Here is a 25,742-nt window from a genome sequence, read left to right as displayed (position 1 = left end):
AGCCCCGCCTGAGGGCTGTTTTTATTTTAGTAAACAAGAACTAAAAAAGTCATAATATAGTTATTTTGACCTATTCCTGCAACTCTGAATCCCTATTAAAATAGTAAATAAGACGTAGGAAAATACTAGTGAAAAAGGCAAACCTCGGGAAACCGCGGGACGCAAAGCCAAGGGCCTTACCCTGCAGCCAATGCTGGAGGATGGCAGCCGGTTGCCGCAAGGATACATAGCAGCAGCTCTGTGAACCTTGTATAAGGTTCTTTATTTTTGTCCTTTTTCACAAAAAAAGAAGGCGGGACTATTTCATGAAGAAGACGATTAACAGATATTCATTGTTTCTGGCCCTGGTGCTGCTTGTGTACCAGCTGCTTGTTCCGGCTAGCGCTGTGCTGGCAGCGGAAAGCGGCACTTTGCTGCCGCCGAGCAATCTGGCCTACAGCGAGACTTCCCCAAGCGACGGAAACCTTACATGGAGTGCGGTTTTTGGGGCGGGAGGATATGTGGTTTATTCAATAGAGGATGGCCAGCTCCTCAGGCTCGGCACTTCTACAGCCACCAGTTATAATTTAAAGGATCTAAAGGAAGGGCATCATCAATATGTGGTCGCCACCTTAAGCTCTGCCGGGGAATCGGGCCCGGGTGCACCAGTCAGTGTCGACGTAGCGTACCCGGAAATGCAGGCTCCCCAAAATCTGGCTTACACCATTAAAAATGGAAATGATATAGAGCTTAGCTGGGCTGCTTCCCAATATGCGCACATCTATAATGTATATCAACTTTCAGAATCAGGCGACAGAACGCTGGTTAAAGCAGTCACTGCTCCTTCAAGGACATATACCATTTTAAATGCACCGGAAGGAAACTATAAATATGCTGTTGAGGCTGTAAATAGTTTGTATGGAACGTCCAGCCTGTCAAAGGAAATTGACATGACACTGGTTCATCCGCAAATGGCTAAGCCGGCAGGTGCATCCTTTACCATCAGTAATGGAAATGATGTAACGCTAAGCTGGCAGTCCGTAAGCTATGCAGCTGCCTATAAGGTTTACCAGGTCACCGATGGCGAAGAGAAGCTTGTGCAGACAGTTAATGGCTCCAGCCTTAAGCTTACCAATCAGGCAGCAGGAGATTATTCTTATAAGATTTACTCCTACAGTGATCGTTTTGGGCAATCCTCCGAAAGCGCAGCCCTGAATGTAACGGTTAGCCAGATTACATTAGCTGCACCAGCTAATTTTACAGCCAGGATCCAAAATCTGAATGACATCGTACTCAGCTGGTCAGCATCAGCAAATACTTCTGGCTATAAAGTTTATGAGGTGATAGATGGCCAGGAGGAATTGGTGAAGACCCAGACAGGCACATCAGTTACCTTAGCCAACCAGGCGGCCGGGGAGCATACCTTTAAGGTTTATGCTTACAGCGACCGATTTGGCACATCAGAGGGAAGTGCTGTGACTGTGACGGTTGGAGAAGTCATAATGGATCCTCCGGCTAACCTTTCCTCTAAGCTGCAAAATGTTAACGACATTGTATTAAGCTGGACAGCAGCCCCAAACGCAACATCCTATAAGATATATCAAGTTACGGGCGGCGAAAAAGTTTTAAAGAGTACAGTAACCGGGACAACCGTCACTTACACCAATATGCCTGCCGGTGACTATACTTATGAAGTCCATTCGGTAAGCACCAAGTTTGGTGAGTCAGAAAAAGGCAATGCAGTAGATGTCCAGATCGAAGCTTATGCCATGGCCACTCCAGCCGGCCTGGCAAATAAGGTCTTGAATGGAAATGACATCAACTTAACGTGGTCTCCTGTACCGAACGCAGCAGGATATAAGGTCTATCAGATTGTAAACGGGCAAAGAGTATTAAAAAGCAGCCCTGCAGGAACCTCTGTTACTTTCTCCAACATGCCTGCTGGCACTTACTCATACGAAGTTGCCGCCTATAATTCGCGATTCGGAGAGTCAACAGAGCCAGCGAAAACAGAATTAGAGCTTACTCTTCCGGTTATGGCTCCACCGGCAGAAGTAACACCGACTATAAAGAGTGCTACTGAATTCTCGTTAAGCTGGAAACCGGCTGAATATGCAGCAAGCTACAAAGTTTATCAAATTACAGACGGGCAGAAAACATTAAAAAGCACTGTTGCCGGGACTTCCATCAGCTACACGAATATGCTGCCTGGTGAGTACAGCTATGAAGTATATTCCTATTCATCAAGATTTGGTGAATCCAAAGAAGGCAGCGCTGTCGAGGTAACCTTGAATGGACAGACCATGCAGCCCCCGGCAAGCCCGGCCTATACTATTTCCAATGGAAATGATGTAACACTGAAATGGACAGCTGCCCAGTATGCTTCCAGCTACAAGGTCTATCAGATGATAGACGGTGAGAAGATCTGGAAGGCCACGGTCAGCGGGACAAGCGCCTTCTTAAGCAATCTGCCTGAAGGGGATCTGCAGTTTTATATCACCTCTGTTTCAACCTTATTAGGAGAATCGCCAGAAGGGACTGCTGTTTCCTTTAAAATGACCCATCCAGACATGGCGAAGCCGCAAAACCTGACATACTCCATCGTGAATGGAAATGACATTTCATTAAGGTGGAACAGTGTCACTTACGCTAATTCCTATAATATCTATGAAGTAAAAGATGGCGAAAGAATTCTCAAGAAAAATGTAACGTCACCATCATTTGCTCTTACAAACCTGGAAACCGGATCGTACACCCTTGATGTGACTTCAGTGAGCACACGATATGGTGAGTCTGCTGAGGCAGCGCGGATCACTGTTGATCTGTCCAAGCCGGACTTGCAGGCACCGGCAAATTTCACGCACACTATAACATCCGGCAATGATATCACCCTGAAGTGGAATGCTGTAACGTATGCTTCGGGCTATAAAATCTATCAAATTGTGAATGGAGAAAAAATACTAAAAAGAACAGTTGCAAGTACTTCGTCCACTTTCACAAACATGCCTGAAGCCGATTATGAATTTACAGTGACTGCCTACAGCGACCGCTTTGGTGAATCTGCTGCAAGCAGCCCGGCTGCATTTACACTTGTGTTTCCAGTTATGCAGGCGCCGGCAAATCTTACCCAAACGATTGTAAACGGAAATGATATTACTTTAAGATGGACGGCAGCCACATTTGCATCGGGGTATAGAATCTATCAAATAGCAGGCGGAGAACGGAAGCTGGTAAAAACCTTAGCTGGTACAGCAAATACATTTGTGAACATGCCTGAAGGTAATTACAGCTATGAAGTGACGTCCTATAGCGACCGCTTTGGTGAATCGCCAGAAGTTTCGTCCATCGCTTTTGCTTTGACATGGCCGGTTGTCCCGTCGCCGGAACTGAAGGGAACCGTGTTCAACGCCAATAATATGACATTGACCTGGAATTCCGTGAATTGGGCAAATGAGTACAGAATTTATAAGGTTACAGATGCTGGGCGTGAACTTCTCTACAAAGGAACGGCACTGACTTATAAGGTATATAACCTGACCGAAGAAACTCATTCCTTCGTAGTAACAGCCTATAACACTAGGTTTGGTGAATCGGCTGTTTCAGCTCAGTTGAACGAAACGATTGTATATCCAATCATGCAGCCGCCGGCAGCGTCAGCAGCAGTGACCGGGGCAGCGAGCGCCCGGATCAGCTGGAGCTTTGCTACCTATGCGAACGGCTATAATATTTATGAAGTGGTAGACGGAAAACCAGTATTGATTGCCAAAAATATAAATAATCTGTCCTACACGCTGCAAAATTTAACATATAGAAACCATGAATATTATGTAACATCCTTCAGTAATTCATTTGGTGAATCTGAACCATCAAATGTGGTGATGGCCAAGCTGATTATCGATACTGAAGCTCCTGTCACTAAAGCGGAAGCTGTCACAGAGTGGACCGCCCAAAACCAGACGGTTACTTTAACTGCTTCTGATAATGAAACGGGAGTAGCCAAAACCTACTATTCCGTAGGAGAAGGCCCTTATGCGGAAGGAACTGCCGTTTCAATTGAACGTGAAGGCGTTACGAAGGTGGCCTATTATTCTATTGATAAAGCAGGGAACCAGGAACAGCCCAAAACGATATATATAAAGATCGATAAGACGGCGCCTGTAACAAGCGTTATTGAACCTGAGGGATGGCAAAAGGGTCAAAAGGAGCTTGTATTCTCCTCCGTTGACGACAATAGCGGAACAGCTGAAACCTTTTATTCAGTGAATGGCTCTGATTTCAAAGCGGGAAATTCACTAATAATTGATAAAAACGGAACAAATGAAATTTCTTTCTACTCGGTGGATCATGCCGGCAATAAGGAAAACGCAGCGACGATCACTGTTAAAATAGACAGCCTTTCTCCAGTAACCTCGGTGAGCGGGCCTGAAGGCTGGGTAAATACAGACGCAGAGGTTCATTTCAGTGCTTCTGACGAACAGAGCGGAGTGTCGGCTACGTATTTCTCTATGAACGGCTCAGAGTATGAAAAAGGCGATGTCCTGCTGATCAGCTCGGAAGGCATCAATAGCATAGAGTATTATTCAGTAGATAAAGCTGGTAATAAAGAGGCTGTAAAAACTCTAGCAGTAAAAATCGATAAAACTGCACCGGTTACAGAAGCCGATGTAGAAAATGGCTGGCTGAACGAGGGAGCGCAGATTGTGCTTCATACTCATGATAATCTGTCCGGCACAGTGAAGACCTTCTATTCTATTGATGGCTCTGAATATAAAGAAGGTACAAACATCGCAATTAATGAGGAGGGGGTTCATACCGTTTCTTATTATTCAGCTGATGAGGCAGGAAACAAAGAAGATCCAAAAACAACTACAGTAAAAATTGATATGACAGCTCCGGTGACATCAGCTGACGTTCCAGATGGATGGGTAAATAGTGATGCTGAAGTAAAACTGCTGCCAGCAGACAATGGAAGCGGAACGGCTAAAACCTTCTATTCGGTTGATGGAGAAGATTATATAGAGGGTAGCAGTCTTATTGTGAAGGAAGAAGGAATCCATACCGTCTCGTTCTATTCTATAGATCTAGCAGGCAATAAAGAGAGTGCCCGTTCAATCGAAGTAAAAGTGGATAAAACCGCACCGTCGACTGGCGATAACGCACCTGACATATGGATTAAAGAAAACTTCCAGATCGTTCTGTCAGGTGTTGACCAGCACAGCGGAATAGAGAAAACCTATTATTCTATTGACGGCTCGCCATATATTTCCGGCGATGACTCCAATATTACTGCTGAAGGGATTCACAAAATTTCTTACTACTCCGTAGATCAGGCAGGAAACAAAGAAGAAGTTCAAACAGCTGTGGTCAAAATTGATAAATCGGCTCCTGACATTACTGCTGAACTGGAGGGGCTTTATGAACTCGGCAGCAGACTAACCCCATCCTATACGGTAACGGATGAGCTATCAGGGGTTAAAGAACAGAAATTGACCATTCTTGAGCCTGGAGCAGCTGCAGTCCGCAGCCTTCAAAAAGGAGAGGAGATTTCCTTTAATAAGCCGGGTAAGTATGAAATAATCATTTCAGCTTCAGATGAAGCGGGAAATGCTGCACTGAAAAAATACACGCTGTCAGTTTATATAGGGGCAGAAATAGAAGTAACGCCAAAGGTAATCAAAGGCAACAAAGGAATATTTACCGTGAGAGCAGAGCTTCCTGCCGGAGTGAACGGCCAAATGAATTTAGACCGTACTGCACTTAACAAAGTAAAAGCTCTAAACAGCAATAATGGATATTACAACCAAGCGAAAAACGGCCAGTTCAAATTTGAACGATCAGATTTCGACTGGAACGCTTCAGAAGTAAGAGTGGAACTTCGGAGTGAAGTAAACGGGTATTTAGTAATTGGAAGTACGACTGTAAAGGTTCAAAAATAAAAAAATGAAGGCTCTCCGTGAAAGCAGGAGGGCCTTTTATTATGGTGGTCAACCGGATTGAATAAAGGAAATTCGACATTCGAAAAAATAGTTCTTTTATCCGGCATTTTTGAACAACTCCTTAATTATAATGAATATAACCCTTTCATCTATCTAAACTTTGGAAGAAACTACATAATTTCGACAAATTTTTTATTAGTTTATGAAGGATTTGTAAAGGGTATCGTAGAACTTATAGGTATACCTTAATAAAGGAGGATTCATCTATGAATTATAACGTTCGTGGTGAAAACATTGAAGTAACTCAAGCTTTGCGGGATTATGTAGAGAAGAAGATTGGCAAGTTAGAGAGGTATTTTAATGACACTCCAAATGCAAATGTGCATGTTAATTTAAAGGTGTATAATGATAAATCCACCAAGGTTGAGGTGACCATCCCGATGTCCGACCTGGTCCTCCGGGCTGAGGAATCAAACGGCGATATGTATGCAGCCATCGACCTGATTACTGATAAATTAGAGCGGCAGATCCGCAAGCATAAAACGAAGGTCAACCGGAAGGTCCGCGAAAAAGGCGGCATCCAGGATATGTTCGTATCAAGGGAAAGCGAAGCCGAAGCAAGTGCGGCGGTCGTGGATCTTGAAGAAGACAATGACCTCGAAGTTGTCCGTAACAAGCGCTTCGACCTGAAGCCGATGGACAGCGAGGAAGCCATCCTTCAGATGAATATGCTCGGCCACAGCTTCTTCGTCTTCACGAATGCCGAGACAAATGTAACGAATGTCGTGTATAAGCGGAACGACGGCAGGTATGGGCTGATTGAACCGAGTTAAATAGAATGATAGAAAAGCCTGGTTCCCTTGGGGAGCCAGGCTTTTCTAGTGTCTCATCTATTTTTCCCTGCCGCTGTCATGTACCTTTCGGAATAAACTGAACTCCAGCCACAGCTTAAATTCCTCTTTGCTCATTCCCTGTTTACGCGCTTGGATAATCAAATCCACCCATTCCTTATCAAGGGAGGCTTCACCCGTGGCTTCTCCTGTTAATTCATCCACGCTGCAGCCAAGCGCCCTGGCAATCTTCGTCAATACTTTTATGGACGGATTCTGCTGATCTCCCTTTTCTATATAACACAAATAAGACTTGGAAATCCCAGTCATTTCAGCCAGCTGGCCAAGCGAATATCCTCTTTCCTGCCGCAGGCGCCTGCAGTTTTCTGAAATCATAGGTTATTAGCCCCTTTTTTGCCCTTTTTGTTTATTATACAGAACGAAATGTTCTATAAAAAATTAATATCCTAAGAAAAACAGAGAGATTGCCAGATAAAGAATGAAAAACGTTCTTTATCAAGAAAATTCAATCTATTTCAAGGATTTAAATCCCTGGTGCTTGTGAACTATACTAAAACTATATCGTTCTTTAAAACGAACGTCCAGTGGTTTCTATCAGCTTCCGGCGAACAGCGCATGAAGGCAGCCATTCAGGAAGAAAGTAAAAAGAACAGGAAGAGTAAAGTTCAGGCAGGAGGGACAGACGTGTATCGGAAAAATTGCTATAAATGCCATCGGCCGTCATTCAGCTGTTCAGAGTCAGGGAGCTGGCTATGTCCGGTCTGCGGGACGGATCTGACCAATCAGCGGCTGTTTGATGCCGTAGCCCTAGAAAAGGCAGAAGCCGGATTCCGCCGCTTTCCTGTTCTTGGCTCAGAGAAAAATAAAAGTAAAAGAATTTTGTAATCATCCGATTGAAAAACCTATTTTAACCGCCTATTTCCTCCCAATTTGGAGGTTTTTGCAGGAAAAAGATTGAAAATTCTAAAATTAACTGACAGAAAACAACAAATTTCAAAGTAATCCTTCGATATAATGTACTTATTCATCTGATAGGCAGAAAAAGGCAAACCTGTTGAAAAGCAGGGACGCAAAGTCACGGGTCTAAGGCAGCTGTCTGCTACGACGGCCGGGCTGCCTGAAATACACAGGTATTTTGGGAGGGTTATAGGTTTGATGTCAAAAATCATAAATCACGAGTTGGACCAGGAATGGGTAGAGCTGCTCCTTCAGGCAAAAAAGCTGGGAATAGAGAAAGAAGAAGTTCGTGAATTCATCAGGATAACTCAGGAAAAGGCGAAAGTGATTTAATGTGATCCGAAAGATCTTGAGTCCAAAACCTGCCCTTACAAAGACAGCCTGAGCTTCAGGCTGCCTTTGTAAGGGTCATGATGCATCCTCCTGTGCTTCTGCACAAAAAAACAAGATGCATACGCATCTTGCCCCTAATCTCGATTTGCTCTCCATTTATTAAATTCGATAAACTCCCGGAATTGATCCTTTGACACCCCTGAATTCATGGCTTCCTGGACAATTTTCATCCAGTCGGCATCGAGGGTCTCCTTGTCAGGATAATCATATAACAGATAATCCAGGGGAACCTGGAGAACTCCCGCAATTTTTTCCAGAAATTGAATGGACGGATTGGACTGAAGATTGCGTTCCAGTGCGCTTAAGTAAGACTTCGCCACGCCTGCCTTCTCCGCTAACTCGGACATGGACATTCTTTTTTCTTTTCTGATATTTTTAACGCGGTCTCCGATCATCATGAATCTCACATCCTGAAGGCTTTTTTTATATATTAGAAATAATTAGTTGTATACCAGATGATTTATATAATTTATAGTACTATAATTTTTGCCAATTACCTAGTGCTTTTATGACTTTTTCACAGGGGAAAAGGACTTATTTTGCGTTAAGTTGTACCACTGAATCAGAAGTGGTAAAATTAGAGATAGTATCTATGAAGTTTAGTAAAGGATATTCCTGTTTCTTGGCGAATTCTTTCTTATTAAATATTTTCATCAAGGGATGCCCGAATGCCTGGGCTCATTTACTTTTATAAAAGAGGAGCGCTTTTCATGCTGGGGATTTTAAATAAAGTGTTTGACCAGAATAAACGTGAAGTAAAACGCCTGGAGAAACAGGCGGATCAAATAGAAGCACTGGCATCGGATATGGAGCGTCTGTCAGATGCTGATCTGAGAGCCAAGACGGAGGAGTTCAAGGCGCGCTTCCAAAAGGGCGAGAAGCTTGACAGCATGCTTCCTGAAGCATTTGCGGTTGTCCGCGAGGCTTCCCGCCGCGTGCTTGGGATGTATCCATTCCGCGTCCAGCTGATGGGCGGTGTCTCGCTGCATGACGGTAATATTTCCGAGATGAAAACCGGTGAAGGTAAGACCCTTACTTCCACCATGCCTGTTTATCTGAATGCCATCACAGGCAAAGGCGTGCATGTGGTGACAGTGAATGAATACCTGGCCAGCCGTGATGCGACGGAAATGGGCGAGCTGTACAATTTCTTAGGTCTGTCTGTCGGGCTGAACCTGAACAGCATGACGAAGGAAGAAAAGCAGGAAGCATACGCTGCCGATATTACCTACAGCACAAACAATGAGCTTGGCTTTGACTATCTGCGTGACAATATGGTGCTTTACACGGAACAGAAAGTACAGCGCCCGCTTTATTATGCCGTCATCGATGAAGTCGATTCGATCCTGATTGATGAGGCGCGTACGCCGCTGATCATTTCAGGTACGGCCGAAAAATCGAATGTGCTTTACATCCAGGCGAATGCGTTCGTCCGCACGATGAAGAAGGATGTTGATTTTAATTATGATGAGAAGACCAAGGGCGTGCAGCTGACTGAGGATGGAATTACAAAGGCTGAGCGCGCATTTGGCATTGATAACTTATTCGATATTTCCCATGTAACACTGAATCACCATATCAATCAGGCCTTGAAGGCGCATAACAGCATGCAGCTTGATGTGGATTATGTGGTTCAGGACGGGGAAATTGTCATCGTCGACCAATTCACCGGCCGGCTTATGAAGGGACGCCGCTACAGTGACGGACTCCACCAGGCTATTGAAGCCAAGGAAGGCGTGGAAATCCAGAATGAAAGCATGACGCTTGCGACGATCACTTTCCAGAACTATTTCCGGATGTATGAGAAGCTTTCGGGGATGACCGGTACAGCGAAGACAGAGGAAGAAGAATTCCGCAACATCTATAATATGCAGGTAATTGCGATCCCGACGAACCGTGACATTGTCCGGGATGACCGCGCCGATTTGATTTATGCTTCGATGGAAGGGAAATTCAATGCGGTGGTTGAGGAAATCGCGGAACGCTATGCAAAGGGCCAGCCGGTGCTTGTCGGTACGGTAGCGATTGAAACATCTGAATTGATTTCTTCCCTTTTGACACGAAAAGGTGTAAAACATAATGTCCTGAACGCGAAGAATCATGGACGCGAGGCGGAAATCATCGCCCATGCCGGTGAGCAGGGTGCTGTGACTATCGCCACAAACATGGCGGGACGCGGTACAGATATCAAGCTTGGCGAAGGCGTGAAGGAACTCGGCGGCCTTGCGGTTGTCGGTACAGAACGCCATGAGAGCAGACGGATCGATAATCAGCTCCGCGGACGTTCCGGACGTCAGGGAGACCCGGGTGTGACTCAGTTCTATCTTTCCATGGAGGATGAATTGATGCGCCGGTTCGGTTCAGATAATATGAAAAACCTGATGGCGCGCCTCGGCATGGATGATTCTCAGCCGATCCAGAGCAAAATGGTTACAAGAGCGGTTGAATCTGCACAGAAGCGTGTTGAAGGCAATAACTTTGATGCCCGTAAGCAGCTGCTTCAGTATGATGATGTTCTCCGCCAGCAGCGTGAGATCATTTATGCGCAGAGAAATGAAGTGCTTGAAAGCGAGAATCTGCGTGATATCGTCGAGCGGATGGTCAAGACTTCCCTTGCCCGGAACTTTGAGGCGTTCATTTCCCCTCATGAGGATGAAGAGGAATGGAACTTTACAGGGCTGATCGACTATATCAACGGAAACCTTCTGCAGGAAGGCGATATTGCCGAGGACGATCTGAGGGGTATGGATCCTGATGAAATGCAGGAGCTGATCCTAGAGAAGATCAAGGCCCGCTATGATGAGAAGGAAGAACAGCTGACAGACGAGCAGATGCGCGAGTTTGAGAAGGTCATCGTGCTTCGTGCGGTTGACAGCAAATGGATGGACCATATTGACACGATGGAACAGCTCCGCGAGGGAATCCATCTTCGTGCCTATGGCCAGATTGACCCGCTCCGCGAGTATCAGGAGGAAGGACTCGCGCTGTTTGACGCCATGATTGCGGCGATCGAGGATGATGTGGCGAAATACATCATGAAAGCTGAGATCCGCAATAACCTCGAGCGCCAGGAGGTTGCACAGGGACAGGCTGTCAATCCTAAAACAGACAGCGAAACCTCTAAACGTCAGCCTTCCCGCAAAAAGGCGGATGTCGGGCGCAACGATCCGTGTCCATGCGGAAGCGGCAAGAAGTTTAAGAACTGCCACGGGCAGCTGCAATAAGGAACTGGGCAAGAGACGGTAAGCTTTCATGGTTTACCGCCTTTTTCCTGTTTGTAACAAGCGATCCAACACGTTATAATAGATTTTTACTATAATAAACCGAATCTTTATATATGATAAATTTTAAAAAAGAGGTGCGTCAGGCATGGAATTATCAGAAATTCGTAACGAGCTTGAGAAAACAGCTAAGAAATTAGCGGACTTTAGGGGGTCTCTTTGACTTAGAAGAGAAGGAAGCCCGCATTGCCCAGCTAGAAAATGAAATGTCCCACCCCGACTTTTGGAACGACCAGCAGAAAGCCCAGGGAGTCATCAATGAAGTGAACGGCCTTAAGGATGCGGTCGTTCAGTTCAACGAAATGTTCGAGACGTATGAAAATCTAGACCTGACATTTGAGCTTGTGAAGGAAGAGGAAGACGAAGAGCTCCGGACGGAGCTGGAGTCTGAATTGACAGAGCTTACTGAGCAGCTGAATCAGTTTGAGCTGCAGCTGCTGCTCAGTGAAGAACATGACAAAAACAACGCAATCCTTGAGCTTCATCCAGGTGCCGGCGGGACTGAGTCCCAGGACTGGGGTTCTTTGCTGCTCCGCATGTATACACGCTGGGCTGAGAAGAAAGGCTTCAAGGTGGAGACACTGGATTACCTGCCGGGCGATGAGGCTGGAATCAAGAGTGTGACGCTTCTGATCAAAGGCCATAATGCGTATGGCTATCTAAAAGCGGAAAAAGGAGTTCACCGCCTTGTCCGTATTTCTCCTTTCGATTCCTCAGGCCGCCGCCACACGTCCTTTGTGTCATGTGAGGTTATGCCTGAATTCAATAATGAAATTGAAATCGAAGTGCGGACTGAGGATCTGAAGATCGATACGTACCGTGCGAGCGGTGCCGGCGGACAGCATATCAATACAACAGACTCCGCCGTCCGTATCACACACACGCCAACCGGTGTCGTCGTGACCTGCCAGTCTGAGCGTTCACAGATTAAAAACCGCGAGCAGGCCATGAAAATGCTGAAAGCCAAACTCTATCAGCGTGAAATCGAACAGCAGCAGGCCGAGCTTGACGAAATCCGCGGCGAACAAAAGGAAATCGGCTGGGGCAGCCAGATCCGCTCCTACGTCTTCCATCCATACTCAATGGTCAAAGACCACCGGACCGGAAACGAATCCGGCAACATCCAGGGAGTCATGGACGGAGACCTCGACTCCTTCATCGATGCCTATCTGCGTTCAAAACTTGCATAACCAACCGAGAAACGGGCAGCTGCCCGTTTCTTTTTTTCGTGAGGGCGGGAAATGGGGGACTGTCCCCCTCATGGATTGTGAGCGGCCGGGTGTTCCAGCTTTGGGAAATAGGGGACTGTCCCCCATCAAAGGAGTGTCTACCCCGTGTTTCATATTTACCGGGGATTATGATATAACCCTGCTAAAGGGGAGCGATTCAGTAATGGGAAATCCGAATGATGGTCCAGGTTCTGAAGGCATGGTAGTAGTGCGGGGAATCATTGCTGGTGTGGTAATTGTAATATAAATTGAGCATGTTGCGATCGGGATTGCGATTGGGGTATCGGCTGCAGCAGGCATTCATTTTGCGGAGAAGAGAAAGCCTTGAACAGCCTATCTAAGGCGATACGGTAAGTTCCTGAAATTGTTGGCTTGCTTTTGTTAAAGACGGGCTTAATAAATTGTTTAGCAGCTTCCAAATCCGGGGATATATGGATTAAACGATAAAGAGGAGGATGCATTTTATGAAACTCGAAGTGTTGTGTAACGTTGAGAAGTGCACGTACTGGGCTGAGGGAAATCAATGTGTTGCTGACTCTATTTATGTCGTGGGCCTGGATGATAACGATGCTGATACAGTTGAAGAAACAGCATGCAAAACCTTTGAGCGAAGACAATAAAAAATATGACAAGCGGAACCGGATGGCGGCCAGCCATCCGGTTCTTTGTGTTTTCACCGGGAAAAGGGGGACTGTCCCTCCTCCGTTCAGTACTGCCGGGGGTTCGGATCTTGGGAAATAGGGGCTGGCACCCGGCGGAACAGCGGCGTACCAAGCTTTTTAGACCGGGAAATGGGGCCTGTCCCCCTAATGGTTGTTGAGTATCCGGGTGTTCCATTGTCGGGGAATAGGGGACAGTCCCCATTGGGGCGTGGTATAGTATGTTTTGTGGATTTGAATGGATACTATTTGTAATAGATGATGGAGGATATGTGGTATGCGGAGGAGAAGGGGTACGGAGGTTTCGCACCCGGTTTTGGGTAAGCTTTTGGAGATTGGATATGTGCTGTTTGGTTCTGCGGTGGTGGCGATTGCGTTTAATGTGTTTTTGCTTCCAAATAAGATTGCGTCCGGCGGTGTGAGCGGGATCAGTACGATTCTTCATGCGCTTCTTGGCTGGGAACCCGCTTATGTGCAGTGGGCGTTCAATGTGCCGCTGTTCATTGCCGGCCTGATTTTCTTGGGTGCACAGTTTGGAGCGAAGACGCTGATCGGGACGGTCTTTCTTCCGTTCGTGGTCTTCCTGACGAGCGATTGGGAGCCATGGACGACAGATCCGCTGCTTGGTTCATTGTTCGGCGGCATCGGCGTCGGCCTGGGGCTTGGTGTGGTGTTCCGCGGCGGAGCCTCGACCGGCGGTACAGATCTTGCGGCTCAGATTATCAATAAATATACAGGTCTCAGCCTTGGGACATGTGTCGCTATCATCGATGGAATGATCGTCCTTGCGGCTGCCATTTTCTTTGATATTGAACGCGGCCTTTATGCCTTGATCGGGCTTTATGTGACGAGCAAGACAATCGATCTCGTACAGGTCGGGATCGGACGATCGAAGATGGCCATGGTCATCACAGCCAAAGAAGCGGAAGTCCGCCGCGGCATCATCCATGAAATCGACCGCGGCGTAACAAAACTGTCAGGAATGGGCGGCTATACAGATGACGAGCGGCCTGTGCTGATGTGCGTAGTGGATCAGACAGAATTCATCAAGCTGAAACTGCTGGTGAAAAGCATTGACCCGAATGCCTTTGTTGTGGTCATGGATGCATCAGAGGTGCTGGGTGAGGGTTTTAAAAGAGTGTGAGCAAGGTATAATGGAAGATGAACGTGCCTGAAAGCCGGGAGGACCTTTTTGTGGCCTCCTGTATAAATTTTGGGGGCACACCCATCCAAGGAGCGAATGATAATGAAAAAAAAGCTGATGACCGTATTGCTTGGGACAAGCTTAATCCTGACTGCCTGCGGCGGCGGTGACAATGCAGGTGAAAAGAAAGACGGCGGAAAGTCCTCTGAAGAAACATCAGGAACTTCTTCTAACGGCGAAAAGCTGTTTCAGCGGAGCTGCTCTAGCTGCCATGGTGAGAAGCTTGAAGGCGGTTTCGGCCCTAAACTGACCAATGTCGGGGCGGAGCACTCACAGGAAGAAATTGAAGGAATCATCAAAAATGGCAAAGGGCAAATGCCCGGCAATATCCTTAAAGGCGAGGATGCCAAAGCAGTTGCAGAGTGGCTGGCATCAAAGAAATAAGCCTGAAAGAAGCATTCCTGGTAATGGGGATGCTTTTTTTATTATTTGGCACGAATATCCAAATAATAGTTTTGCAGGAATCCTCTGGGGTAAAAAGGAGACGAAGGGCGCTAAGCCCGGACAAAAAAAACCAGGGAGGTTTTTGAATGTTCCATCATGTAAAAGAACTACAATTCGAAGCGAGGCCCGAAAGGCCGGATCCGTTGTATGCAAAAAAACTGCAGGAGCTGATTGGCGGCCAGTTTGGAGAAATGTCTGTTGCCATGCAATATCTGTTTCAAGGCTGGAGCGTACGCGGAAACGAAAAGTATAAGGATTTGCTTTTAGATATCGGAACAGAGGAAATCGGCCACATTGAAATGCTGGCAACCATGGTAGCAAGACTATTGGACAAAGCTCCTTTAAAAGATCAGGAAGCGGCTGCGAAGGATCCTATCATCGGGAACATCATGGGCGGGATGAATCCGCAGCATGCTATTGTATCAGGTCTTGGTGCACGCCCATCTGATTCTGTCGGCAACCCATGGCAGGGAGGATATATTATTTCAAGCGGCAACCTGCTTGCGGATTTCCGTGCCAACCTGAATGCTGAATCCCAGGGACGCCTCCAGGCGGTAAGGCTGTATGAAATGAGTGATGACCGCGGAGTCAAGGACATGCTGTCTGTATTAATCGCGCGTGACTCCTATCACCAAAATCAGTGGGCAGCTGCCATTGCCGAGCTTGAAGAAGCAGAAGGCCTGCTCGTTCCAAGTACCTTCCCGCGTGAAAAAGAGCGGACAGATATCGCGTACACCCTATATAACTTCTCACAGGGCGACGAGGCAGCAGCCGGCCGCTGGGCAAGCGGACCAAGCCTTGATGGACAGGGCGAATACAAATATGAAGAACCCCGCATCGAAGGTTCTAAGCCAATCCTTGAGCCGGCGCCGCTCAGTGTACACAATACTCTGCCGGCAGAGGAACTTAAAAAGAATCTTAAATAATTTACTGAAAACACATAACATGCAAAAACGCCGGGACATAGCCTGGCGTTTTTGCATGTTCCATTACAGTTTAAGTTTCAAACCCTCATGCGTCGCTTTAAACCCCAGCCGTTCATAAAACCGCAAAGCATCCGGTCTCTCTTTATCGGTTGTCAGCTGCACCAGATGACAGCCGCGTTCCTCTGCGCGCTGGACAGCCCACTTGATAAGTGCGCTTCCGACGCCTTTCCCTCTTGCTGAAGCTGCAGTCCGCACCCCTTCAATAGTGGCTCTCCACCCGCCCTGATGCGTGATATACGGAGTGAACGTAATTTGCTGTATCCCCACTACTTCCTTACCGTCTACAGCAACCACCAGCTCATTATTTGGGTCAGCTGCAATGGCTGCAAACGCCTGCCTGTAGCTTTCAGGAAGCGGCTGCTCATAGCGCTCTCGCCTGCTTCCTAAAACATCATCGGCAAGCATAGCCACAATGCTGTCCAGATCTTCAGCCGCTGCCTGTCTGAACTGTATCTCTTCATCCATACTAATCCCCCCAAAATATCAGGTACTGCCTATGCTAACCGGCTTGATGCAATAAAGGAATGATTTAATGTTTATGGCTCCGCATAAATAATCCTTATCATTTATCAATTTTAGTCTCATTTTCCTGCAGGGAAGAACGTAATAAACAGGCCATTCTAATCATGACAACAAGGGCTGTGTATCTTGAATGAAATGAAACTGTAACATAATTATCCTTAAAACTTATATGGAGGAGTGTTATAATGTTTTGAGGCAAAAGAAGAAAAGGGTGGCTTTTTCTTTTATTTTGTCGTTTTTTGTTGTTTGGCAACATCCAATCCATTCAGGTGAATTTTATAATAAATCTTTAAACTAAAAGGCCGGGTGATTTACATGATTGAAATGTCAAATGTGTACAAGACTTATCCAAACGGCGTCACTGCCATAAACGGGATCAACGTCAAGATCAATAAAGGCGAATTCGTTTATGTAGTAGGGCCGAGTGGTGCAGGTAAATCTACTTTTATAAAAATGATGTTCAGAGAAGAAAAGCCGACTGCCGGCTCCATCGTTGTGAATGGGGTACAGCTGGCTAAGCTCCGCACCACGAAGGTTCCATTGTTCCGCCGTAATCTCGGCGTTGTATTCCAGGATTATAAGCTTCTGCCTACGCTTACCGTTTTCGAGAACGTAGCGTTTGCCATGGAAGTAATTGAAGAGCATCCAAAAGAGATCAAGAGACGGGTAATGGAGGTCCTTGACCTTGTTGGGCTGAAGCATAAGGCACGCATGGTTCCGACCGAGCTTTCCGGCGGTGAGCAGCAGCGTGTTTCCATTGCGAGAAGCATCGTCAATTCCCCGCAGGTCGTCATTGCGGACGAGCCGACTGGGAACCTGGATCCGGAAACTTCCTGGGAGATCATGAACATCCTTGAGGAAATCAATACCCGCGGTACTACTGTCGTGATGGCCACGCATAACCGTGATATAGTCAATAATCTGAAACGCCGTGTAATAGCCATTGAAAATGGGAAAATTGTGCGGGATGAACAGCGAGGTGAATACGGATATGAGCTTTAGAACCATTCGCCGCCATTTTAGGGAGAGCGGGAAGAATCTCACGCGGAATGGCTGGATGACTTTTGCATCCATCAGTGCCGTAACCGTAACCCTTCTTTTAGTCGGTGTATTCTTTGTAGTGATGATGAACTTGAACCATATAGCTGAAAACGTCCAGAAAGACGTAGAGATCCGCGTTCACTTGGATTCAGCCGCAGACGAAAATAATAAGAAGCTAGTCGGACAGAAACTCGAACAGATCCCTGAAGTCAGTACCGTCACTTTTTCTCCAAAGGAAAAAGAGCTGAACAATCTGATCCAAGAGCTTGGCGAAGACGGCAAGACATTCGAACTGTTTGAACAGGACAATCCGCTTAACGATGTATATGTAGTCAAAACGAAAGAACCGGCTGATGTTATCAAAACAGCGAAGGCCGTTGAAAAATATCCGTCTGTATCAGGCGTGAAATACGGACAGGGTTATGTAGAGAAATTGTTTGATGTGGTCAGCGTTGCCCGTAATATCGGGATTGTTTTAATCCTTGGATTATTATTTACCGCAATGTTCCTCATTTCAAACACCATTAAGATTACAATTGTTGCCAGAAGAAAAGAAATTGAGATCATGAGATTAGTAGGAGCCACCAACAGCTTCATCCGCTGGCCGTTCTTCCTTGAGGGAGCCTGGCTCGGAGTCCTTGGGGCTGTAGTCCCGGTTGCGTTCATCGCGGCCGCCTACCACTATATCTATGATTTCGTTTCACCTCGGATCCAGATCAAGTTCGTAGAATTGCTGGAAGTAAATCCGTTCATCTGGCAGGTTTCTCTCATCCTGCTTGCACTCGGCGCCGTCATCGGTGTCTGGGGAAGTATGATGTCTGTGAGGAAGTTCCTGAAGGTATAATATGAAAAAGGGTGAGGCTCCATTATGGGAGCCTCACCCTTTCTATTTATCCATTAAACGGGGTATTCGTTTTTGCACGTTCAGTCTCAACAATCCGATCCGGATCAGTTTCGTATAACTCATGGGTGCGGGCAGGCGCAGGCCTTAAAAACTGCACAATCAAAAATAGCGTAATGATTATGATAAACGGCCAGAACATGGAGAACTCCCCCTTTGTCTAAAAAGCTGCTGCTTTTACAATATTATAGTATATATAGAATTTTTTGACAAATGCAGCAGCCGTTGTGTAACTGAAAAAGGAAGCGGCAGGTCTTTATGCGGGTAAAACCACCCGGGGTGAATGCACAGGGCATTCATTTAAGATTATTTCTCCTTGAATCCCAACCAATTTTGGTTCTAATCGCTCCTTTAGAACCTTTTCCTCCCTGATTTGATCCAGTTTTGGTTCTAATCATTCATTTAGAACCAAATCCGCTCAAATCCCATCCGATTTTGGTTCTAATCGCTCCTTTAGAACCTTTTCCTCCCTGATTTGATCCAGTTTTGGTTATAATCATTCATTTAGAACCAAATCTGCTCAAATCCCATCCGATTCTGGTTCTAATCGTTCCTTTAGAACATATTCATCCCGGAACTCATCTGGTTTTGGTTCTAATCATTCATTTAGAACCATTTCTGCTGAAATCCCATCCGATTCTGGTTCTAATCGCTCCTTTAGAACCTTTTCCTCCCTGATTTGATCCAGTTTTGGATGTAATCATTCATTTAGAACCAAATCTGCTCAAATCCCATCCGATTCTGGTTCTAATCGTTCCTTTAGAACATATTCTTCCCGGAACTCATCTGGTTTTGGTTCTAATCATTCATTTAGAACCAAATCTGCTCAAATCCCATCCGATTCTGGTTCTAATCGTTCCTTTAGAACATATTCTTCCCGGATTCCATCTAGTTTTGGTTCTAATCAATCATTTAGAACCAAAATCTCTGCTCAAATCCCATCCGATTCTGGTTCTAATCGTTCCTTTAGAACATATTCTTCCCGGAACTCATCTGGTTTTGGTTCTAATCATTCATTTAGAACCAAATCTGCTCAAATCCCATCCGATTCTGGTTCTAATCGTGCCTTTAGAACATATTCTTCCTGGAACTCATCTGGTTTTGGTTCTAATCATTCATTTAGAACCAAATCTGCTCAAATCCCATCCGATTTTGGTTCTAATCGTTCCTTTAGAACATATTCTTCCTGGAACTCATCTGGTTTTGGTTCTAATCATTCATTTAGAACCAAATCTGCTCAAATCCCATCCGATTCTGGTTCTAATCGTTCCTTTAGAACATATTCTTCCCGGAACTCATCTGGTTTTGGTTCTAATCATTCATTTAAAACCAAATCTGCTCATATCCCATCCGATTTTGGTTCTAATCGTTCCTTTAGAACATATTCTTCCCGGAACTCATCTGGTTTTGGTTCTAATCATTCATTTAGAACCATTTCTGCTGAAATCCCATCCGATTTTGGTTCTAATCGTTCCTTTAGAACATATTCTTACCGGCTCCCCCCAAATCCGGCCCTAGCAGCATCAATCCCTCCCCGGCTCGGTTTTATTTACAGCCGCCAACCATTTCGGTTTCTCCCGCCCCAAACCTGTTCATAAAACCCAGCCCCCTTTCATATATAACTAAGGACAAGTACCAGATTCGTTAGGATGTGAGAGAGGAGCTTTGTATGGCTAAAAAGTGGATAGTGCCGCTGACGGCTGCCGTTTCGCTGACTGTTGGGGCAGCGGGCGGTGTGTATGGCGGAGTGAAGTATGGAGGCGGGGAATTATGGGGCAAAGAGCCCCAAAAGGAGCAGCAGAGCGGTACGGCTGTTGAGGGGAAGGCCCTTGTTAAGGTCCATCAGGCCTATCAGCTGATAAAGGATAATTATGTGGAGAAGGTAACGGGTCAGAAGCTTGAGGAGGGAGCCATCCAGGGGATGCTGTCTACCTTAAAGGATCCGTATTCGGTCTATATGAATAAGGAAACAGCTCAGCAATTTAATGAAGCACTCGATTCATCTTTTGAAGGTATCGGTACGGAAATCGGGGAGGAAGACGGGAAGATCATCATCATTTCCCCGTATAAAAATTCACCTGCCGAGAAGGCCGGCCTGAAGCCGCGCGACCAGATTCTTAAGGTGAACGGCGACAGCGTGGAGGGCCTGAATCTGTATGATACCCGGCTGAAAATCAGGGGCAAAAAGGGATCTGCGGTGAAGCTTGAAATCAAGCGGCCGGGCGTTTCCAATCCAATAGTTGTGAAAATGGTACGCGATACGATTCCGATTCATACGGTGGCGTCCAAGGTGAAGGAGCAGAATGGGGAAAAGATAGGCTATATTGCCCTCACTTCCTTCTCGGAGCATACGGCCGAGGATTTTGAAAAAGAGCTCGCAAGTCTTGAGAATAAAAAGATCAAGGGCCTTGTGATTGATGTAAGGGGAAATCCGGGCGGCCTGCTTTCATCGGTTGAAGCCATTCTGGGTGAATTCGTGACAAAGGAAAAGCCGTATATCCAGATTCAAAAGCGGAATGGTGACCGCAAAAAGTATTTTACAACGCTTGGGAAGGAAAAGCCGTACGGAGTAGCCGTCCTGATTGATAAAGGAAGCGCGTCCGCTTCCGAAATCCTCGCAGGGGCGCTGCATGAAGCGGAAGGCTATCAGCTGATCGGCGAGCGCACCTTCGGAAAAGGGACCGTCCAGCAGGCAGTGCCGATGGAGGATGGCAGCAATATCAAGCTGACTCTGTATAAGTGGCTGACGCCTGAAGGAAATTGGATTCATAAAAAGGGCATAGATCCGACCATTGAGGTGGCCCAGCCGGATGCATTCCATTCGCAGCCTCTGGATGTTTCGGAACCTTTTGGAAGAGACAGCAACGACGAGCAGATCAAGCATGCCCAGGAAATGCTGAACAGCCTTGGTTTTGAGACAGGCCGCGAAGATGGATATTTCGATCTGCGGACCGAAATTGCCGTCAAGGCGTTCCAGGCACAGCAGGACCTGAAACAAACAGGAATTCTCGACGGCAGGACGGCCGATGGCCTTGTGGCAGCTGTGCAGGAATATGTGAAGGATGAAGAACATGATCTGCAGCTGCAGATGGCATTGAGCTATCTCGCTAAATAAAAGACGAACCCTCAGGCATAGGCTGCCTGAGGGCTTCTTTATTTGTTATTCGGCTTTCTTAAATTCTTTGAATGGAATATGATCAATTCCCATCTCAGCCAGCTGCTTTTCAGCTTTGTCAATTAAAGCCTGAGCTTTTTTCTTCGTATCGGCATCCAGGCCGTTCAGTGCTTTTTCAAGGCCTTTGCCTTTTTGCGGCAGGTCGGCGCCAAGCTTCTGCAATTTCTCTTTCGCCACCGCCTCTGTGATCTTACCGTCCTTCAACTGTTTTATGATATCGCGCGCCTTTTCTTTGTTCTCCTCACTGAGTGAAGCGAAAGGTCCGCCGAATCGTTTACCTTCCGGGAGGTCGGCACCAAGCTTCTGCAATTTCTCCTTCGCTGCCGCCTCTGTGATCTTACCGTCCTTCAGCTGTTTCATGATATCGCGAGCTTTTTCCTTATTGGTCTCACTGAGAGAAGCGAAAGGTCCTCCATCAGGCCCGCCGAATCGTTTACCTTCCGGCAGGTCGGCACCAAGCTTCTGCAATTTCTCCTTCGCTGCCGCCTCGGTAATTTTGCCAGCCTTCAGCTGTTCCATGATATCGCGAGCTTTTTCCTTATTGGCCTCACTGAGAGAAGCGAAAGGTCCGCCGCCACGTCCGCCAAATCCTTTCCCTCTTTCCGGAAGGTCCGCCCCAAGTTTCTGCAATTGTTCCTTCGCCGCAGCCTTCGTGATCCTGCCATCCCTGAGCTGGTCCATAATCGTGTGCGCTTTTTCCTTATTGGCCTCACTGAGGGAAGCGAAAGGCCCGCCATTATGTCCGCCAAATTTCTTTCCCTTTTCCGGAAGCCCCACGCCCAGCTTGCCGAGGTCTGCCTTCAGGCTGCTTAAAATCTTGTCTGCTTCCGCCTTCTGTTTACTGGTAAGTGATGCCCTTGCATTTTCTGCCTGATTGGCGTCCTGTCCTGATCCTGACTCCGTTGCCGCGAATGTGGAGACACCTGCCCCGCCAATGATTCCCGCCGTCAGCGCGCCTGTCATGATAAGTCCAGCCAGCTTCTTTTTGTTCATGTGAATTCCTCCTGATATAGTGAAGTTTTGGTGTGTTTTCCCCGTTGGTTTCCTCTTACAATAGCTACTTTATCCGCCAACGGTGAAAAAACGGTGAAAAAATCGGACATCCAAAAAAAAAATTGAAACCTTTTATAGGACCAGCCGTATACAGTAGGCGAAGTCATGCAGGGAAGGCTGAGCGCTTTTCGTGTAATATATTGGAACTGTAAATTCCAAAATGATAGAATTTAAGAAGATAAGAATGCCAAACACAAGGGAGAGTGCAATATGGCCATTTCATTGCAAAAGGGACAAAAGATCGACCTGACAAAGGGCCGTGCCGGACTGACCAATATTACTGTCGGCCTGGGCTGGGATCCTGTGAAGAAAGGCGGTCTGTTTGGAGGACTCCTGGGCGGGGGAGCTGATGTGGATTGTGATGCATCTGTTCTTATGCTCAGCGATCAGGACAAACTGACTGACCAGAAGAAGCTGATCTATTTTGGCAACAAGACGAGTAAATGCCGCAGCGTCAAGCATACCGGCGATAACCTGACCGGTGCAGGCGAAGGCGATGACGAGCAGATTGTTGTTGACTTAAACAGCGTTCCTGCTGATGTACATAAGCTGCTGTTTGTGGTGAACATCTATCAGGCTAAGCAGAGAAAACAGCACTTTGGGATGATCCAGAATGCATTTATCCGCATCTTCAACAGCAGCACGGGAGAAGAATTAATCAAGTATAATCTGTCTGATGATTATTCAGGACTTACTTCTCTATTCCCTGGGGAGCTGTACCGTCATAATGGAGAGTGGAAGTTCTCCGCTGTCGGCCAGGGAACGAGCGACCTTTCAATCGGGGATATTGCTAACCGTTACCGCTAATTCAAAAAAATTTAAATAAAAGTGAGGGAATTATAATGGCTATTTCATTATCTAAAGGACAAAAAGTAGATCTTACAAAATCAAATCCGGGACTTCAGAACATTGTAGTCGGACTTGGCTGGGATGTTAACAAATACGATGGCGGCCATGACTTTGACCTGGATTCTTCTGTATTCCTATTGAACGCTTCCGGCAAATGTGACAATGAGAAGGACTTCATCTTCTTCAACAACCTGGTAGGGGCAAATGGCGCAGTAGAGCATACAGGCGACAACCTGACTGGTGATGGAGACGGCGATGATGAGCAGGTGAAAATCAACCTATCCCAGGTTCCTGCCAATATCGAAAAGATTACCTTCACAATCACCATCCATGACGCTGAAGCGCGCAGCCAGAACTTCGGGCAGGTTTCCAACGCATTCGCCCGCATTTTCAACCCGGCTAACGGCGAAGAATTGATCCGTTATGACCTTGGCGAAGACTTCTCCATCGAGACGGCAGTAGTGGTCGGTGAATTATACCGCCACAACGGCGAGTGGAAATTCAATGCAATCGGCAGCGGATACCAGGGCGGACTGGCTTCACTTGTTCGCGACTTCGGCTTGAACGTATAATCTCTTATATCAATCAGCAGTATTTTAGCGGAATTTGCCGTGTGCAAATTCCGCTTTATTGAAAACAGCAATCTTCAGAGTAAATAGAAAGGGTGACTTTTATGGCGATTCAATTATCCAAAGGCCAGCGGATTGATTTGACTAAAACGAACCCAGGCCTGACAAAGGTCATTATCGGTTTAGGCTGGGACACCAACAAATATTCAGGCGGAGCTGATTTTGACCTGGATGCTTCCGCATTCCTTGCCAACGAACAGGGCAAGGTACAGAATGACCTGGAATTCATTTTTTATAATAATTTAACAAGCCCAACAGGCGCTGTGGAGCATACCGGCGATAACCGGACCGGTGAAGGGGACGGCGATGATGAGCAGATGATCGTCGATTTCTCGCTGATGCCTTCTCATGTGAGCAAGATTGGGATTGCCGTAACCATCCATGACGCGGAAACGCGTAAACAGAACTTCGGCCAGGTATCCAATGCCTTTGTCCGGGTTGTGAATGCTGATGATAACCAGGAAATTCTCCGCTACGATCTTGGCGAGGATTTTTCCATTGAAACAGCAGTCGTCATCTGTGAACTATATAAGCATGGCTCTGATTGGAAATTCAATGCAATCGGCAGCGGATTCTCCGGCGGCCTGGCCGCGCTCTGCCGCAATTACGGCCTGGAGGTCTAAACCTTCCGGCTGCTAAGAAAAAAAGTTTCATAATGAAGGAGATTAAAAGGTAAATGGAATTCATTCAAGATTTATTATCAAGTTATGGGTCGTTCTTCTCTTGGGATGCCATCAAGACCGTTTTATCTGACCCTGCATCATGGGGAGTCATCGGGACACTGATCATCCTTGAGGGCCTCCTTTCTGCGGATAACGCCCTTGTGCTTGCCGTCATGGTTAAGCATTTACCGAAGGAGCAGCAGAAACGTGCCCTGTTCTACGGAATTCTGGGTGCTTATCTATTCCGCTTCCTGGCTATCGGCCTCGGAGTATTCCTCATCAAAATCACCTGGATCAAGATTGCCGGCGGACTTTATCTTCTCTGGCTCGCAGTTTCCTACTTCATCAAGAAAAATAAGAAAGATGATGAAGAGGAAGTCAAAAACAAGCCGATGGGCTTCTGGCGCACTGTGCTTTCCGTTGAAATCATGGACATTGCCTTCAGTATCGACAGTGTTATTGCAGCATTTGGTGTATCCGATCAGATCTGGGTCCTTTTCCTTGGGGGAATCCTTGGAGTCCTCATGATGCGTGGAGTGGCACAGGTTTTCCTTGCCCTTATCGAGAGAATTCCAGAATTCGAAACCACTGCCTTCGTCATGATCGCCCTCATCGGTATCAAGATGATCGCAAGCCCTTGGTTCCATGTGGAAGAAGTTGTCTTCTTCAGCATCCTGGTAGCTGTTTTCTTAAGCACATTCATCGTCCACAAAATCAGGAAAAACCGTTCAAAAGAATCTCATGCAAGCAAGTAAGCTATAGCAAAAGAGGGAAGAAACGCAATTTGTCTCTTCCCTCTTTTTTTATAAAGACTCTAACTAGAAATATACCTTTTTTATGAGGTGAGGAAATTTTATTATTAAACCAGGTGACTTCCGCTACAGGTGAGAGACTCCTGATCCGGCTGCGAACTGCGACCTTCGAGTCATAAGTCAATCAGTCCCTGGGAAGAAGACCGCTTCCCACGGCCTGCCCGCCTTATGCTTGTCAG

23 protein-coding genes and 2 riboswitches are annotated in these 25,742 nt (G+C 46.5%); of the genes, 18 read left to right on the top strand and 5 right to left on the bottom strand.

The annotated features are described in order from the left end of the window. Positions 1-126 precede the first annotated feature (126 nt). Positions 127-219, top strand: a riboswitch (cyclic di-GMP riboswitch). A gap of 86 nt (positions 220-305) precedes the next feature. Together V1498_RS19885 and hpf are read left to right on the top strand one after the other, a co-directional pair. Beyond that, positions 306-5,915, top strand: coding sequence for an OmpL47-type beta-barrel domain-containing protein (locus V1498_RS19885; RefSeq protein WP_409295711.1), 5,610 nt, complete (start codon positions 306-308; stop codon positions 5,913-5,915). A gap of 266 nt (positions 5,916-6,181) precedes the next feature. Next, on the top strand, positions 6,182-6,748 hold the full coding sequence (hpf, locus tag V1498_RS19880; RefSeq protein ID WP_409295710.1) for a ribosome hibernation-promoting factor, HPF/YfiA family: 567 nt from the start codon (positions 6,182-6,184) through the stop codon (positions 6,746-6,748). A gap of 57 nt (positions 6,749-6,805) precedes the next feature. Here hpf and V1498_RS19875 read toward each other — a convergent pair whose 3' ends face one another. After that, on the bottom strand, positions 6,806-7,141 hold the full coding sequence (locus V1498_RS19875; RefSeq protein ID WP_409295708.1) for a helix-turn-helix domain-containing protein: 336 nt from the start codon (positions 7,139-7,141) through the stop codon (positions 6,806-6,808). Positions 7,142-7,300: 159 nt separating this feature from the next. Here V1498_RS19875 and V1498_RS19870 point away from each other — a divergent pair, with 159 nt between their 5' ends. Together V1498_RS19870 and V1498_RS19865 are read left to right on the top strand one after the other, a co-directional pair. Then, on the top strand, positions 7,301-7,651 hold the full coding sequence (locus V1498_RS19870) for a hypothetical protein (protein WP_409295706.1): 351 nt from the start codon (positions 7,301-7,303) through the stop codon (positions 7,649-7,651). A gap of 149 nt (positions 7,652-7,800) precedes the next feature. After that, positions 7,801-7,887, top strand: a riboswitch (cyclic di-GMP riboswitch). Positions 7,888-7,921: 34 nt separating this feature from the next. Continuing rightward, on the top strand, positions 7,922-8,056 hold the full coding sequence (locus V1498_RS19865) for an anti-repressor SinI family protein (RefSeq protein ID WP_409295705.1): 135 nt from the start codon (positions 7,922-7,924) through the stop codon (positions 8,054-8,056). A gap of 134 nt (positions 8,057-8,190) precedes the next feature. Here V1498_RS19865 and V1498_RS19860 read toward each other — a convergent pair whose 3' ends face one another. Beyond that, positions 8,191-8,511 carry a helix-turn-helix domain-containing protein gene (locus V1498_RS19860; RefSeq protein WP_409299384.1) on the bottom strand — a complete coding sequence of 107 codons (321 nt, stop codon included), beginning with the start codon at positions 8,509-8,511 and terminating at the stop codon, positions 8,191-8,193. A 315-nt stretch (positions 8,512-8,826) separates the two neighbouring features. Between V1498_RS19860 and secA the strand changes: the two genes are divergently transcribed. The 6 genes from secA to V1498_RS19830 all read left to right on the top strand — a co-directional run bounded on the left by secA (position 8,827) and on the right by V1498_RS19830 (position 15,859). Further along, positions 8,827-11,340: a preprotein translocase subunit SecA gene (secA, locus tag V1498_RS19855; RefSeq protein WP_409295703.1), complete on the top strand. Its 2,514-nt coding sequence runs from the start codon at positions 8,827-8,829 to the stop codon at positions 11,338-11,340. 145 nt (positions 11,341-11,485) lie between these two features. Continuing rightward, positions 11,486-12,587 (top strand): peptide chain release factor 2 gene (prfB, locus tag V1498_RS19850; RefSeq protein WP_409295701.1). Its coding sequence is split into 2 segments (ribosomal slippage): positions 11,486-11,557 and positions 11,559-12,587, totalling 1,101 coding nucleotides; the frame shifts between segments, so codons are not numbered across the junction. 503 nt (positions 12,588-13,090) lie between these two features. After that, the gene (locus V1498_RS19845; RefSeq protein WP_409295699.1) at positions 13,091-13,246 is read left to right on the top strand and encodes a DUF1540 domain-containing protein; all 156 of its coding nucleotides are present in this window, start codon (positions 13,091-13,093) and stop codon (positions 13,244-13,246) included. A gap of 316 nt (positions 13,247-13,562) precedes the next feature. Beyond that, positions 13,563-14,429, top strand: coding sequence for a YitT family protein (locus V1498_RS19840; protein ID WP_409295697.1), 867 nt, complete (start codon positions 13,563-13,565; stop codon positions 14,427-14,429). 102 nt (positions 14,430-14,531) lie between these two features. Then, positions 14,532-14,873, top strand: a complete 342-nt coding sequence (gene cccB / locus V1498_RS19835) for a cytochrome c551 (protein ID WP_409295696.1) — start codon at positions 14,532-14,534, stop codon at positions 14,871-14,873. A 146-nt stretch (positions 14,874-15,019) separates the two neighbouring features. After that, positions 15,020-15,859: a manganese catalase family protein gene (locus V1498_RS19830; protein WP_409295694.1), complete on the top strand. Its 840-nt coding sequence runs from the start codon at positions 15,020-15,022 to the stop codon at positions 15,857-15,859. 63 nt (positions 15,860-15,922) lie between these two features. On the opposite strand, the gene V1498_RS19825 is transcribed toward V1498_RS19830, so the two are convergent. Then, a complete protein-coding gene (locus V1498_RS19825; RefSeq protein WP_409295692.1) occupies positions 15,923-16,384 on the bottom strand; it encodes a GNAT family N-acetyltransferase in 462 nt (153 codons plus the stop codon). Between the two features lie 372 nt (positions 16,385-16,756). Between V1498_RS19825 and ftsE the strand changes: the two genes are divergently transcribed. Next, positions 16,757-17,443: a cell division ATP-binding protein FtsE gene (gene ftsE / locus V1498_RS19820; protein ID WP_409295690.1), complete on the top strand. Its 687-nt coding sequence runs from the start codon at positions 16,757-16,759 to the stop codon at positions 17,441-17,443. Further along, positions 17,433-18,326 carry a permease-like cell division protein FtsX gene (gene ftsX / locus V1498_RS19815; protein WP_409295689.1) on the top strand — a complete coding sequence of 298 codons (894 nt, stop codon included), beginning with the start codon at positions 17,433-17,435 and terminating at the stop codon, positions 18,324-18,326. The genes ftsE and ftsX overlap by 11 nt, the downstream gene beginning before the upstream one ends. Positions 18,327-18,372: 46 nt before the next feature. Here ftsX and V1498_RS19810 read toward each other — a convergent pair whose 3' ends face one another. Further along, on the bottom strand, positions 18,373-18,525 hold the full coding sequence (locus V1498_RS19810; protein ID WP_409295688.1) for a hypothetical protein: 153 nt from the start codon (positions 18,523-18,525) through the stop codon (positions 18,373-18,375). A 548-nt stretch (positions 18,526-19,073) separates the two neighbouring features. Between V1498_RS19810 and V1498_RS19805 the strand changes: the two genes are divergently transcribed. Further along, positions 19,074-19,901: a hypothetical protein gene (locus V1498_RS19805; RefSeq protein ID WP_409295686.1), complete on the top strand. Its 828-nt coding sequence runs from the start codon at positions 19,074-19,076 to the stop codon at positions 19,899-19,901. A 151-nt stretch (positions 19,902-20,052) separates the two neighbouring features. Continuing rightward, on the top strand, positions 20,053-21,498 hold the full coding sequence (locus V1498_RS19800; RefSeq protein WP_409295685.1) for a S41 family peptidase: 1,446 nt from the start codon (positions 20,053-20,055) through the stop codon (positions 21,496-21,498). Positions 21,499-21,543: 45 nt separating this feature from the next. Here the strand turns inward: V1498_RS19800 and V1498_RS19795 are convergent, their stop codons facing one another. Next, on the bottom strand, positions 21,544-22,551 hold the full coding sequence (locus V1498_RS19795) for a hypothetical protein (RefSeq protein WP_409295683.1): 1,008 nt from the start codon (positions 22,549-22,551) through the stop codon (positions 21,544-21,546). Positions 22,552-22,821: 270 nt separating this feature from the next. Between V1498_RS19795 and V1498_RS19790 the strand changes: the two genes are divergently transcribed. The 4 genes from V1498_RS19790 (at position 22,822) to V1498_RS19775 (ending at position 25,506) form a co-directional block, all read left to right on the top strand. Beyond that, positions 22,822-23,418, top strand: coding sequence for a TerD family protein (locus V1498_RS19790; RefSeq protein WP_409295682.1), 597 nt, complete (start codon positions 22,822-22,824; stop codon positions 23,416-23,418). Positions 23,419-23,453: 35 nt separating this feature from the next. Next, a complete protein-coding gene (locus V1498_RS19785; RefSeq protein WP_409290463.1) occupies positions 23,454-24,032 on the top strand; it encodes a TerD family protein in 579 nt (192 codons plus the stop codon). A gap of 101 nt (positions 24,033-24,133) precedes the next feature. After that, entirely contained in the window at positions 24,134-24,712 is a 579-nt protein-coding gene (locus V1498_RS19780; protein ID WP_409295680.1) for a TerD family protein, read from the top strand. A 53-nt stretch (positions 24,713-24,765) separates the two neighbouring features. After that, positions 24,766-25,506: a TerC family protein gene (locus V1498_RS19775; RefSeq protein WP_409295678.1), complete on the top strand. Its 741-nt coding sequence runs from the start codon at positions 24,766-24,768 to the stop codon at positions 25,504-25,506. Positions 25,507-25,742: the final 236 nt, after the last annotated feature.

This window comes from Paraperibacillus marinus, assembly GCF_046237605.1.
Lineage (GTDB): Bacteria > Bacillota > Bacilli > Bacillales > DSM-1321 > Paraperibacillus > Paraperibacillus marinus.
The sequence above is the reverse complement of the archived record's forward strand: the minus strand, read 5'-3'. Positions and strand labels throughout refer to the sequence as shown.